Genomic DNA, 12,304 nt, shown 5'->3' with positions numbered 1-12,304 from the left:
CGCCTCGAACGGGGGTAGACCGACGGCCTACCCGGATCGGGTGGGGTCAAGTTGCCCGCAGGGAAGGCTCAAGACTCGATCAACGCGGCCGATCGTCGGGCCGTGGAAAATCGGTCGGAGGTCCCCCAGCAGGGTGCCCGCCTCGTGCACATCGGGCGGCAACCCATCTTCGACGCGTCCGGCGACATCGCGGGCTACGAGCTGCTCTTTCGCGGCAACACCCAGGCGGTCGCGGCCGACCGGCGTGACGCGTACGCGACCAGCCAGGTCATCGTCAACGCGTTCACCGAGTTCGGGCTGGACGAGGTCGTCGGCGACCGGGTGTGCTTCATCAACATGACCCGCGAGTTCCTCACCGGCGAGATGATCCTGCCCTTCGGCCCGGAGAACGTGGTGCTGGAGGTGCTGGAGACCATCGACGTCGACGACGCGGTCGTGGCGGGGGTGTCGAACCTGGTCTCGGTGGGGTACCGCATCGCGCTGGACGACTTCGTCTGGGACTCCGGCCACGAGCGGTTGCTGCCGCTGGCGTCGTACGTGAAATTGGATCTGCCGAACTGCGACCCGGCCCGCGTCGAGGAGCAGCTCGCGGTCTTCCGCGGCTTCCCGCAGATCCAGATCGTCGCCGAAGGCCTGGAAACCCTCGATGATCTCGCCCTCTGCGACCGTTACGGCATCGAACTGCGCCAGGGGTACGTCCTGAGCCGGCCGAAGGTGATGACGGCGGCCTGCATCCCGCCCTTCAAGCTGCGCAGGCTGGAGCTGGTCGGCGCACTGAGCGCCCCCGACGCGGACATCGACAAGATCGTGGACATCATCTCGAGCGACCCGGCGCTGACGATGCGGGTCCTGCGCGCCAGCAACAGCGCCGCCGTCGGCACGATCCAGCGCGTCTCGTCGATCCGGCAAGCCGTGGTGCTGCTGGGCCTGGGCCACATCCGCCGCTGGGCGATGCTCATGGTCATCGACGACGTGGCCGAGACCACCGAGGCGCAGCTGACGAACGCGCTGACCCGGGCGCGCCTGTGCCACAACCTGGCGGAGCGCTTCGAGGGCGACCCGGACGCGGCGTTCGTCGCCGGGCTCATCACCGCGGTCGCGGAGCTGCTGGGCATCACCTCCTCGTCGCTGGTGAACCACCTGCCGCTGACGCCGGACCTGTGCGCGGCGCTGACCCGTGGCACCGGTCCGCTCGGGCGGATGCTGCGGGTCGTCGACGCGTACGAGCGCGGGGACATGGCTCAGATGGGCTCCCCCCGTACCGGGAACGACCTGACCGGTGCGGTCATGGACGCCCTGCGCTGGTCCACCCAGACGGTCGCGGCAGCGGCCCCGAGCAGGCTCGCCGTCGCCAGCTGAAAGAACCCTGACGGCGGCTGGAGGCGGGGTTGAGCTTCGGGTCCGACTCTTTCGTCATGACCGTGGCACAGCTTCTCCCGCCCGACTCCCGGGCTGTTCGCGACGTGCTCCACCGCAACGCCCTGCGGACCGTCTTCCAGCCGGTCGTCCGGCTCGAGGACGGCACGGTCCGCGGTTACGAGGCGCTCACCCGCTTCGACCACCAGGACTTCCCCGACCCCGTCCAGGCCTTCGCCTCCGCCAACGCGGCGGGCCTCGGCGTGGAGCTGGAGATCCTCGCGATCGAGGGCGCGCTGAGCCGGCTCGACGACCTGCCGGAGGGTGCCTGGCTGAGCCTGAACGCCTCCGTGGAGGCACTGCTCACGCCCCGGACCATCAGCCTGCTGCTGTCCCACGCCAACCGCCGCATCGCGGTGGAGCTCACGGAGCACACGCGGGTCACCGACTACACGGCCCTGCACGAGGTCACCGGCCTGCTGCGGGCGGCCGGCATCCTGCTCGCCGTCGACGACGCCGGTGCCGGCTTCGCCAACCTGAGCCAGATCCTGCAGCTGCGCCCCGATGTCATCAAGCTCGACATCTCGCTGACCCGCGGCATCGACACCGACCCGGTCCGCACCGCGCTGACGCGCGCCCTGGTCTCCTTCTCGGAGAGCATCGGCGCCCTGCTGATCGCCGAGGGCATCGAGACGTACGCGGAGCACGAGCGGCTCCTGGCGCTGGGCGTGCAGCACGGCCAGGGGTACTACATCGCCAAGCCGGGCCCGCTGCCGTACCGCCACATCGAGCCGCTGCTCTAGCTCCAGCTGCGGGGCAGACGAACCATGGCCTGTGCTCCACTGATATCCGGCGGTTCGCTCACCGCGAAGCCCGCGGCACGCAGGACCTCGTGCAGAGCCTTGCGTATCGCCTCGAGAGCAGCGGCGGCGAAGGGGAGCTCTGGAGCGGTCAGATCCATCGTCTCGACCGCCCGGCGCACCACCGTTTCCAGCTCCGGATGATGACACCACGCGACATAGACGCCGCGTCCGCTGTCCGCGTTCGCATCTATCCACACCTTCGCCCCGCCGGACGGCATCTCTTCACTGACCCATTCCACGTGCCGTGCGGCGAACCCGACGCGGGTGAGGGCAGCGACGACGTCCTGAGCGAGCCGCGTCAACGCCTCCTCGCCGGTTACGGCCATGTCAGGTGACTTCGCGTTCGATCCAGGTCAGGCAGGACCTGTCGACGGTGCTGAAGGACCTGCCGAAGGCGGCGCGGGCGGCCGGGTCCGGCTTGTCACCGTGTCTGAGCACCCGGTCGACGAAGGTGAAGAGCCGGCGCTCGCCGTACTGATCCGCCATGCATTTGGTGGCGAAGTGGCCCATGGCGTAGAGCCGGTCGACCGTACGGTCGTCAGCGTCATCGGCGAGCGGGGGGAGCGCGATCGTCCTCGGCGCGTTGCCCCGCCGGAATGCGGCAGCGAGGATGTTCCGGTTACCGGCGGTACGGGCCGCACCGGGCCGCTCGCCGACGTACTCGGCGATGCCCTCCTCCAGCCACTGGTCGTCGCTTGTTTCCGAGTGGGTGAGTCCGGCCAGCGTCACCACGTGACCCATCTCGTGCTGGACGATGGAGAGCGGGCCGCCGGGTTCGGCCATCACCTCGCTGGTCCGGAAGACGATGTCGGCGCCGGTCGAGTTCAGCGGGAGTTCGTAGCCGATCGCCCACTTCGGCTGATCGCCGCCGTACCAGCTCTTCCAGGTCCGCTGATCGGCCAGGTAGATCCGGTAGCGCCGCTGTGGCGTGCCGAGGTAGCGGGCGAACCGGTCAGCCGCGACGGCCGCCTTCTCCGCCGCCACCACCATTGCCTTGACGTGCTTCGCCTGTGAACGCGTCGCGGCGACAGTGACCCGCTCACCGTGAGCGAGGACGAGGTCCGCACCCTCCCACGGCGCCGGCTCGAGGCCGTTGAAGTTCATTCCCGCCGGATCGACCGCGGCGTTGATCAAGTACTTCCCGTCGACGAGCTTGAAGGTGAGTTGGCTCGTGGTCTTCGGCGGCCCGTCGCCGACGCCGGCACGCCAGCTGGGGCAGGGCGCCTCGTCGAAGCAGTAACCGAACAGCAGCTGGGCGGTCACCACACCGGGCTTGTCATGGACCACGCCTGAAGCGGGTGGCCGCGCATGAAACTCCGCGTGGCTCACTCCCAGCCCGCGCAGGTTGCGGAACATGCTTCGGTACTGCGACACCAATGTCGGGCGGCCGGGATCGACAGCGGCGAGCCAGCCCTTCTCATCGCCCTTCATCAGTGCTGCGGCCTGCTGGTCCAGTACCGCTGCGGCCTGCTCGAACGGCGTAGCTGCCCGGGACGGCGTCGGCTTCGCCAGGGCAGCGGGCTCGCTGGAGGTCAGACACGCGACAACGCCGCCGGCAAGCGCCAGCACAGCGACGATCAGCCCGGCGACAACAGCGACCGATGGGCGCCGGGCACCCGGAACCCGAGATTCTTCCACGATCGTGGATCAAACCAGCACCGATCGAAGGATCCAAACGAACGGCGTGACAGCTTCCCGTCAGACGCGCGACACGGCGCCGTCCGCGTCGTGGCGACACGGCAGGCAGACGACCACGGCCGTACCCGTCGGCGCGTTGTCGAGCAGCTTGATCGTGCCGCCGTGCAGCTGAACGATCGTGCGCGCCAGGCTCAGCCCCAGCCCGTGCCCGTGTGTTCCCTGGTGCCGTACGTTGCGGCCGCGGTAGAAGCGGTCGAAGATCTGGTCCCGCTCGTCGACGGGCGTGCCGATCCCCTCGTCGGTGATGCGCAGCTCGGCCATCTCGGCGTCGGCCTGCAGGCTGACGCGGATGTCCCCACCGCGCGGGCTGTACTTGACGGCGTTGGACAGCAGGTCGCGCAGCACCTCGCGGAGGCGGGCGGCGTCACCCTCGATGGACACCCGGTCCGGTGCGTCGACGTGCAGGCGTAGGTCTTGGCCCGCGATGTGCGACGCCGCGTCCGCCACGGCTTCCTCGACGATCCGGGTGAGGTCGACCTCGGTGACGGTCAGGGGGAGGTGGCCGGAGTCGAGGCCGGCGAGTTCGAGCAGCGTCGTGATGATGGCCTGGAGGTCGGCGGCGTTGCGGGCGATCGCGTCGACCGACTGGCGGCTGTCGTCGTCGAGGCGGTCGCCGTCCGAGGCGAGGACCCCGGCGTGGACGGCGATCGAGGTCAGCGGGGTACGCAGCTCGTGCCCGACCAGCGAGATGAAGTCGTCCTGGGCGCGGGCCAACTGCCGGGCCAGCTCCTGAGCCCGGCGCAGCGCGACGAAGACGCCGATCTGGGCCGCGACGCCGTCGAGCAGCACGGTCAGCAGGTCCTCGTGGTGTTCGGCGGCGCCCGCGTAGCAGGTCAGGACGCCGAGCAGGGAGTCTCCGTCGGTGACCGGCACCGCGATGACCGTGTGGATGCCGTGGCGCAGGCAGACCTCGACCCGCTCCCGCTCGAACGACGAGGACAGGGCCGCCTCGTCGGCGATCTCGGGGACCCAGACCGGCTTGCCGGTCTGCCACACCCGGCCGGTGACGCCGGCACCCTTGACCGGCGTGTGACCGAAGAAGTCCCCGGATTCGAGGCCGCCGGCGCTCCAGTGGCCGACCGCCCGCAGCTCGCCGGACACGTCGTCGATGAGGAACAGCTCGGCCGCCGGCCAGCCGAGCGTCGTGACGACCGCGTGCAGCACGTTCGGCGCGGCCTCGGCCACGGTGGCGGCGGCCTTGAAGGCTTGCTCGACGCTGAGGTGGCAGGCCCGGAACTGCTCGACCCGCCGCAGTGCGGTGACCTCGTGGGAGACCGACACGGCCCCGCGGCTGCGGCCGTCGCGGCCGGTGATGGGCTGCGCCGTGACCGCGAAGGTGCGGGTGCGCTTGCCCGGCACGTCGACCACGATGTCGGTGTCCCGTACGACTTCGCCGGCGCAGGCGCGCATGAGCGGCGTTTCCGCCCAAGGCATCGGCCGATGGTCGCTGTCGTACAGAAAGCGCTCGACGGCGCTCGCGTAGTCGGCGGGGATCTCGGCGTCCTCCGGCAGTTCGTGGATCTCGCGCAGGGCCCGGTTCATGACTACGACCTCGGAGGAGGCGTCGCACGCGAGGACGCCGACGGAGAGGCTGTCCAGCAGGGCGCTGAGGAAGTGGTCGCTGTGGTCGGCCCGCTCCTCGGCCGCCTTCTGCCGGCTGTGATCGGTCATGAAGACGCAGGCCAGGGCGCCGGCCGCGCCGTGCACCACCACGAACGCGGCGTCGACGTTCACCCGGTGCCCGTCGCGGTGCAGCAGGCTGATCGGTCGTCGCACGGGCAGGGCGGGTGCCGCGCTGAACAGCCGGCTCAGCGCGGCGCCGATCGGCTCGCCGTTGTAGAGGGGAACGAGGCGTTCGTCGAAGTGCCGGTCGCAGATGTCGTCCTTGGTGAAGCCGAGGAGCTGCTCGGCGGCGCGGTTGAAGCCCACGACGGTGCCGTGGACGTTCACCGCGACGAGCGCCTGCTGTACGCCGTCGAGCAGCGCAGCACTGTCGAGGGCGGCGAGCATGGCGCGCGGCGGGGCCGTACCGTCGGCCGGCCGCAGCAGTTGTTCGACCTCGAGCAGCAGCGTGGTGTGCTCGTCGCGCCAGTGGCGAGGCTTGGTGTCGCACACCGTCAGCGCCCCGACGAGCTGATCCTGCGGGTCGCGGATGGGCACGCTCAGGAAGGAGCAGACGCCGTACTCGGTGAGCAGCGGGTGCGAGCTCAGTTCCGGATCGCCGCCGCCGCACATGTCCGGGACGTTGAGGACGTGATCGGCGGACACCACGTACTTGCACAGCGAGTACTTGATGGCGAGCTTCCGTTGGGAGCACAGCGGCTCCGGCAGTCCGTACCGTCCGCTGACGAATTCCTCGTCCTCGGCCACGAGGGTCACGGCGCCCATGGGCGCGTCGAGCAGGTGGGCGGCCAGCTGGGCGATCGCGTCCATCGGCAGCGGTGCGACCGGCAGCAGCCGGCGGTACAGTTCCACGGCCTCCAGCCGGGCCGGATCGGCCAGCACAGCTCGATCGATGCTTACCACGGCAACCCCACCCCACCCGTCGTCTGTTCAGCGCTCACGCGCCGGGGTAATGCCGCCCCTGAAGAGGTTGTACAACCGTAGAACCGGCAAATTTCAGATAACGGTAAAAATCAGACCGAACGTCCCACCGAAAGGGCCCCGCCGTCCGCAGATTCGCGGTCGACGGGGCCTGTTCTCACGCCGTTTCCGGTGCCGCGCCTCGCGGCCGTTTCCCGGCTCATCAGCCGGCGGCGATCCGGCCGAGGAAAGCGTCGAGGTTGCTCATCGCGCGGCCGATCCGCTCGTCCAGGGAGAGCGTCTCCTCCCGGCGGACCAGGCGCAGCTTCGGCTGGCGCTTGCCCCGCAGATACAGCGAGCAGGCCAGGTCGGCGCAGAGATACTCGCCGACCGTGTTGCCCTGCCGCCCGGCGGCACCGGCGAGCGGCGCCACGAAGAGCGCCACCCCCGAGGACGCGTGATCGGTCAGGCAGACCCGGCACATGCTCGACCGCATCGCGGTCACCTTGCGGGCCTCCGGCCGGCGCAGCACCACGCCGACCGGGCCGTGGGGGCCGGGGGCGACCAGCAGAGCCCGTTGCGGGGCACCGGGATCGGTCCAGCCGAGGAAGTCCAGGTCGCCCCAGGGAACGCCGTCGTCGGCGAGGCCCACGGGCATCCTGACCCGGCTTGCCTCCCCCTTGCTGCAGTTCACGAAGGAGGCCCGGATCGTCCTCTCATCAAGTGGTTCCATGGCCGCGAAGCTAACCCGGGTCGCCCCGGTGCGGCACCCGCATTTCGCGCCCTAGACCCGCCGTACCGTATGGGCCGCATCATGGTCGTGCGGAAGCCGCACGACGACCGTGGTCCCGCGGGGCTGGTGATCAGTGAGCCGCAGCGTGCCGCCGTGCAGCTGCACGATGGTGCTGGCGAGGCTCAGCCCCAGGCCGTGCCCGTGGGTGCCGTGGTGGCGGACGTTGCTCGCCCGGTAGAAGCGATCGAAGACGTGCTCGCGCTCCTCGGTCGGGGTGCCGATGCCGTCGTCGGTGATGCGCAGCTCGGCGATCTGCCCGTCCGTCTCCAGGCTGACGTCGACGTCGCCACCATCCGGACTGTAAATGACCGCATTGGACAGCAGGTCGTCCAGTACCTGCCGCAGGCGTTCGGCGTCCCCCTCGACGAGCACGGCGTCCGGCGACTCGGGCGTGTGCAGACGGATGCGGTGCTCCGCCGCACGGCGAGCGGTCGCCGCCACGGCGTCGGCCACGATCCGGGCGAGGTCGACCGTCGCCACGGTCAGGGGAAGGTGACCCGAGTCCAGGCCGGCGAGATCGAGCAGAGTGGTGACGATCTTCTGCAGCTCGCCGGCGTTGCGCGCGACCGACTCCAGCAGAGGGCGGGTGTCCGCGCCGTCCGGCTCGAGATCCTCGGCGAGCAGATGCACGTTGGCGGTGATCGCCGTCAGCGGCGTCCGCAGCTCGTGACCGACCAGGGAGATGAAGTCGTCCTGGGCGCGCGCCAGCTGCCGGCCGAGTTCCTCCGCCCGCCGCAGGGCGACGAAGATCCCGATCTGCGCGGCGATCCCGTCCAGCAGCACGGTGAGCAGATCCTTGTCGTCCTCGGCCGCACCGGCGTAGCAGGTCAGGACGCCCAGCAGCGAACTCCCGTCACTGACCGGCACCGCGAGCACGCAATGGATGCCGTGGCGCAGGCAGATCTCGACCCGATTCCGCTCGAACTCGGTCCGCAGATTGACGGCCTCGGCGATCTCGGGAATCCAGCCCGGCCGGCCGGTCTCCCATACCCGGCCGGTGACGCCCTCGCCCTTGACCGGGGTGTGGCCGAAGAAGTCCTCCGGTTCGTCCGGCGAGGCGTTCCAGTGCCCGACGGAGCGCAGTTCGCCGGTGGTCTCCTCCACGAGGAAGAGCTCCGCCGCCGACCAGCCCAACGTACTCACCACCGCCTGCAGAACCCGGGGCGTCGCCTCGGGGACCGATGGCGCGGACGTGAGCGCGCGCTCGACCTCCAGGTGACAGGCCCGGAACCCTTCGACCCGGCGCCGAGCGGTCACCTCGTGCGACACGACCACGGCACCCCGCCGGGCGCCGTCGCGGCCGACGATCGGCTGCCCGGTGACGGTGAACATCCGCTCGCGGTGGCCGGGCACCTCGATGATGATGTCGGTGTCCCGGACGAACTCACCCGCGCACGCCCGCGCCAGCGGGGTCTCCTCATCGGCCAGGAGCCGGTGGTCGGTGTCGTACACGGTGCGGCTGAGCACGGCGGGGACCTCGCCGTCCTCCGGCAGCCCGTGGAATCCCCGCATGGCGCGGTTCATGACGACGAGCTCGCCGTCCGCATCGCAGGCGAGCACACCCACGGACAAGCTGTCCAGCAACGCGGCGAGGAAGCCGGCACTGTCGTCCGCGCGTTCCTCGGCAGCCTCGTGATGCGTCAGGTCGGTGATAAAGACGCAGGCCAGCGGTCCGGCCACCCCGGGTACGACGCTGAGCGCCAGCTCGGTGCTCAGCCGCCGGCCGTCCCGGTGCCGCAGGCTCATCTGCCGGCGCACCGGACGAACGGGGGCCGCGGCGAACAACCGGCCGAGCGCGTCACCGACCGGCCCGTTGTCGTAGTACGGCTCGAGGCAGTGGTCGAGCAGCCGGCCGCACACCTCGCCGCGGGTGAAGCCCAGCAGCTCCTCGGCGGCGCTGTTGAATCCGACGACAGTGCCCTGCGGGTCGACGACGACGACGGCTTGCGGAATGCTTTCGATCAGCGAAACGCTGTCCAGACCGGCAATCGCGGTCACGTTCTCACGGCTTGATGCGTCGCCACACACCCGGCTGCCGTAAACGTATGACCGTGCGGCCCGCCGTCCGCAAGCGCGCGCACCACGGAGATCAGCTCGTCGTTAGGACACGGCTTGAGCAGGAGCGCACACGCTCCCGACTCCCCCACTCGCCCGTCACCGGGCTGGAGCTGACCGGTCAGGATGGCGATCGGCGTGTCGACCAGGGCGGCATCGCCGCGAACCGCCCGGATCAACTCCCACCCGTCCATCCGGGGCATCCCCAGGTCGGTCAGGATCACGTCCGGACGATGCTCGACCGCCATCTCGAGCGCCACCGCCCCGTCCGGCGCCCGCATGACCTCCATCCCGGCACGGGTGAACACCCGCTGCAGGATCATGGCGATGTCATCGACGTCTTCGGCGATGAGCAAGGTTGTCATCAGGTGCTCCGGCAGGCTACGAGCGCTGGTCAGTTATGACCATCGTCGTCTTCACCACGGGTCGGCGGGCGGCATTCTTCGCGATTTCACACCCCGGGCATGTGAAGTCCGATGAATCGCCCGCGCTGTGCCCTGCTGCCCTTTTCCGAAACTCATCCTTTCGGGCAGTGCAAAGATCTCCCCGACCCCGTCGTTCCCCGACCTGCGATGCCGCCGGTCCGCTCAACGTCCGGCCGCGCCGATCGTCAGGAACGGCACGGGACAATCGGCACACGTGCAATTCGTCAGACTGTCGCACCGGGCATCGACGACCTCGACCAGCGCGGCCCGCATGGCGGCGAGATCCGCCATCCGCCGATCGATCTCGGCGATCTTGTCCACCGCCCGCTCCCGCAAGCCCGGAGCCGGATGCCGCCGCCGCCCGGCATCCAGCAACTCGGCCACCTCGTCCAACGTGAACCCGAGCCGCTGCGCCGCCTTGATCACCCGGAGCAGGGCCACGGTGTCGGGCGGATACATCCGATGCCCGCCGATCGAGCGCACCGGCTCGGCCAGCAGCCCGCGCCGCTCGTAATAGCGCAAGGTCTGCACATTGACCCCGGCCTGCTCGGCGACCTCACCGGTCCGCAGCCCGTCCGTCACGCCGCACCCCCGGCGGCGTCGCGAGCCATCTGTGTCAGGGCGGCGAGCACGTCACCGTGCTGCGGCGGCACCTCGATGTCCAGGGTGATCGCCTCACGGCCGTCCTCGGTCACCGTGAAGGTGAAGAAGCTGCAGCATTCGGTTTCGCGGGCGGTCAGGTCCCGCGCTGTCTCGGCCAGGTCGGGCTCACCGGTCAGCCGCAGTCGGGTGCGGGTCGGGCCGAGCTTCTCGATCTCCCGTACGGAGGTGAAGAGCGTTTCGAACTCACGCACCCTGAAGGGCTGCTCGGCGGTGGGCAAAGTACAGGCATCCGGAACCGCGTAGGACATGGTCGGCCTCCCTCGTCGTCCGTACGACCCTAAGCCTGTACCTGGGTACCGGATGCAAGTCACGCTAGGGTGTGGCGGCCATGATCTTTCGGACCCCGCCCAGAGCCGCGATCCTCGCCATCGCCTTCTTGCTCGGCGCCGGGTTCTTCGCCACCGGCGCCGCCCCTCCCTCGGCGTCCGCCGGCGCGCGGCTGGCTCTCGGGGGCGTGGCGCTCGCCTTCTCGGTCGTGGCCCTCCGCTGCGCGCGGATGCGCATCGTTGCGAGCGACGCCTGCCTCAAGCTCTACGGCCCCCTGTTCAACCAGGCGATCCGCTGGGCCGACATCCGGACCAACGTCGCCGCCGAGAGCGGGGTCGACGCCCGGACCTTCGGGGTCCGCACCCCGGTCATCGTGCTGACCTCGGACCGGAAGGTGAAAGCACAGCCGGTGTCGTCGTACAGCTTCTCCGGCGGTACCGACACGCCCGCGGACCGCATCGCCGGCCAGCTGGAGGCCCTCCGGCAATCGAGCTGATGACCAACCGGTTCGGGGTCAGTCGGCCCAGTACCAGCCGTCGCCCAACGCCGTCCGACCCGAGCACACCTCGTAGGTGGCTACGGAGGAGGGCATGCCCACTTCCGGGTTCAGAAAGCCGATGGCACAGCCGTGAACCTTCCCGGCGCCGTTTCGGTGAATGTCGCCCCTGGCCGCGTTAGCGGGGACGAAGAGCACGGACTTCTCCGGGGTGCCCGTCGCACCCACCAGCCCATTGCTCGACAGATGCGCCAGCTCGTCGGAGAGCTGTGACCCACCGGCCGCATCGGTGTTGTGCCGGCCCTGGCGTGCCTGCTCGACCAGCGTCGCGAAGTCCTGCCGGTTCTCGCGATAGAAGCTGCGCGCGTGCAGCGAGCTCCAGTCGACGACGGTGATCGCTCCCGCGCTCAGCAGGCCGAGCGCGGCGGCCGCCGCCGCCAGGGAACGCCTGGATCGTCGCCAGGAGGTCACCACGCAGAACACCGTGACGACGGTCGCCGTCACCCAGCCCAGCGCGTGCAGCACCAGCACCGCAGGGCCGAACCCGGCGACCCGGTAGGCGAGCAACCGCTCGGCGGCGAAGAGCAGCCACAACACGGCGACGCCCACGATCCATAAGACGGCGGATCGCCGTCTTATGGCCGGCGACGAGCCCCCGACATCAACGATCATGACCTGACCGTACGTGGGTAGCGGAAGGGATCGGGTCGCCGGTCGGTGGGAGCGGTCCGGCAGACGGGCGAGAAAATCAGCCGACGTGACTACCCCGTAGCGGTTAGATCGCCGGTGTCGCTCGCGTTTGGGTTTATTAGCGTCGAAGTGTGAACCTCTCCTTGACGACGATCATCATCGCTTCGTGGTCGGCCTTCGCAACGATGGGTGTCATCGCGGCGGCGGTCTACCTGCGCGGACGGGCCCGTGGCACCGCTTTCCGCAGGCCCGTACGCCTCTCCCCCCGCACGCCCCGGCCGGACGCGGCCGCGCTCGAGCAGGCTCATCGGCTGTGGCTCGACGGCCTCGCCGGCAAGACGGGCTGGAACGATCTCTCCGACACCGGCCGCCACCACCTGCCGCCGGAGCTGCTCAAGCTGGCGACGTACCGGCTGGGACCCGACCGGGTGGCACGGGCCAAGGTGCCCGGTCAGGACTGACCGCACACAGTACG

The 12,304-nt window shown here is 69.9% G+C and carries 13 protein-coding genes; 4 read left to right on the top strand and 9 right to left on the bottom strand.

The window, feature by feature from the left end:
* Positions 1-102: 102 nt before the first annotated feature.
* Together ACIBO8_RS35900 and ACIBO8_RS35895 are read left to right on the top strand one after the other, a co-directional pair.
* Entirely contained in the window at positions 103-1,359 is a 1,257-nt protein-coding gene (locus tag ACIBO8_RS35900; protein ID WP_396119982.1) for an EAL and HDOD domain-containing protein, read from the top strand.
* A 56-nt stretch (positions 1,360-1,415) separates the two neighbouring features.
* Positions 1,416-2,159 carry an EAL domain-containing protein gene (locus ACIBO8_RS35895; RefSeq protein WP_396119981.1) on the top strand — a complete coding sequence of 248 codons (744 nt, stop codon included), beginning with the start codon at positions 1,416-1,418 and terminating at the stop codon, positions 2,157-2,159.
* On the opposite strand, the gene ACIBO8_RS35890 is transcribed toward ACIBO8_RS35895, so the two are convergent.
* The 8 genes from ACIBO8_RS35890 to ACIBO8_RS35855 form a co-directional block, all read right to left on the bottom strand.
* The gene (locus ACIBO8_RS35890) at positions 2,156-2,545 is read right to left on the bottom strand and encodes a hypothetical protein (protein WP_396119980.1); all 390 of its coding nucleotides are present in this window, start codon (positions 2,543-2,545) and stop codon (positions 2,156-2,158) included. The genes ACIBO8_RS35895 and ACIBO8_RS35890 overlap by 4 nt on opposite strands.
* A 1-nt stretch (position 2,546) precedes the next feature.
* Entirely contained in the window at positions 2,547-3,857 is a 1,311-nt protein-coding gene (locus ACIBO8_RS35885; RefSeq protein WP_396119979.1) for a hypothetical protein, read from the bottom strand.
* Between the two features lie 60 nt (positions 3,858-3,917).
* On the bottom strand, positions 3,918-6,443 hold the full coding sequence (locus ACIBO8_RS35880) for an ATP-binding protein (protein WP_396119978.1): 2,526 nt from the start codon (positions 6,441-6,443) through the stop codon (positions 3,918-3,920).
* Between the two features lie 220 nt (positions 6,444-6,663).
* Positions 6,664-7,173, bottom strand: coding sequence for an FBP domain-containing protein (locus tag ACIBO8_RS35875; RefSeq protein ID WP_396119977.1), 510 nt, complete (start codon positions 7,171-7,173; stop codon positions 6,664-6,666).
* A gap of 51 nt (positions 7,174-7,224) precedes the next feature.
* Entirely contained in the window at positions 7,225-9,231 is a 2,007-nt protein-coding gene (locus tag ACIBO8_RS35870; protein ID WP_396119975.1) for an ATP-binding protein, read from the bottom strand.
* On the bottom strand, positions 9,228-9,653 hold the full coding sequence (locus ACIBO8_RS35865; RefSeq protein ID WP_396119974.1) for a response regulator: 426 nt from the start codon (positions 9,651-9,653) through the stop codon (positions 9,228-9,230). The genes ACIBO8_RS35870 and ACIBO8_RS35865 overlap by 4 nt, the downstream gene beginning before the upstream one ends.
* 222 nt (positions 9,654-9,875) lie before the next feature.
* Positions 9,876-10,295, bottom strand: coding sequence for a MerR family transcriptional regulator (locus ACIBO8_RS35860; RefSeq protein WP_396119973.1), 420 nt, complete (start codon positions 10,293-10,295; stop codon positions 9,876-9,878).
* Positions 10,292-10,624 (bottom strand): hypothetical protein, encoded by a 333-nt coding sequence (locus ACIBO8_RS35855; RefSeq protein WP_396119972.1) that lies wholly within the window; start codon positions 10,622-10,624, stop codon positions 10,292-10,294. Before ACIBO8_RS35855 ends, ACIBO8_RS35860 begins: the two co-directional genes overlap by 4 nt.
* Before the next feature lie 80 nt (positions 10,625-10,704).
* Here ACIBO8_RS35855 and ACIBO8_RS35850 point away from each other — a divergent pair, with 80 nt between their 5' ends.
* Entirely contained in the window at positions 10,705-11,139 is a 435-nt protein-coding gene (locus tag ACIBO8_RS35850; RefSeq protein WP_396119971.1) for a hypothetical protein, read from the top strand.
* An 18-nt stretch (positions 11,140-11,157) separates the two neighbouring features.
* On the opposite strand, the gene ACIBO8_RS35845 is transcribed toward ACIBO8_RS35850, so the two are convergent.
* Positions 11,158-11,811 carry a hypothetical protein gene (locus ACIBO8_RS35845; RefSeq protein WP_396119970.1) on the bottom strand — a complete coding sequence of 218 codons (654 nt, stop codon included), beginning with the start codon at positions 11,809-11,811 and terminating at the stop codon, positions 11,158-11,160.
* Between the two features lie 149 nt (positions 11,812-11,960).
* Between ACIBO8_RS35845 and ACIBO8_RS35840 the strand changes: the two genes are divergently transcribed.
* Positions 11,961-12,290, top strand: coding sequence for a hypothetical protein (locus ACIBO8_RS35840; protein ID WP_396119969.1), 330 nt, complete (start codon positions 11,961-11,963; stop codon positions 12,288-12,290).
* Positions 12,291-12,304 lie beyond the last annotated feature (14 nt).

The sequence above is a fragment of the Actinoplanes sp. NPDC049681 genome (assembly GCF_044465265.1).
Classification (GTDB): domain Bacteria; phylum Actinomycetota; class Actinomycetes; order Mycobacteriales; family Micromonosporaceae; genus Actinoplanes.
This window is presented reverse-complemented; position numbering and strand designations above follow the sequence as displayed.

Coding starts and splice junctions, on each gene's coding strand:
- ACIBO8_RS35850 (WP_396119971.1), top strand. CDS start 10,705: ATGATCTTTCGGACCCCGCCCAGAGCCGCGATCCTCGCCATCGCCTTC.
- ACIBO8_RS35865 (WP_396119974.1), bottom strand. CDS start 9,653: ATGACAACCTTGCTCATCGCCGAAGACGTCGATGACATCGCCATGATC.
- ACIBO8_RS35845 (WP_396119970.1), bottom strand. CDS start 11,811: ATGATCGTTGATGTCGGGGGCTCGTCGCCGGCCATAAGACGGCGATCC.
- ACIBO8_RS35890 (WP_396119980.1), bottom strand. CDS start 2,545: ATGGCCGTAACCGGCGAGGAGGCGTTGACGCGGCTCGCTCAGGACGTC.
- ACIBO8_RS35895 (WP_396119981.1), top strand. CDS start 1,416: ATGACCGTGGCACAGCTTCTCCCGCCCGACTCCCGGGCTGTTCGCGAC.
- ACIBO8_RS35875 (WP_396119977.1), bottom strand. CDS start 7,173: ATGGAACCACTTGATGAGAGGACGATCCGGGCCTCCTTCGTGAACTGC.
- ACIBO8_RS35855 (WP_396119972.1), bottom strand. CDS start 10,624: ATGTCCTACGCGGTTCCGGATGCCTGTACTTTGCCCACCGCCGAGCAG.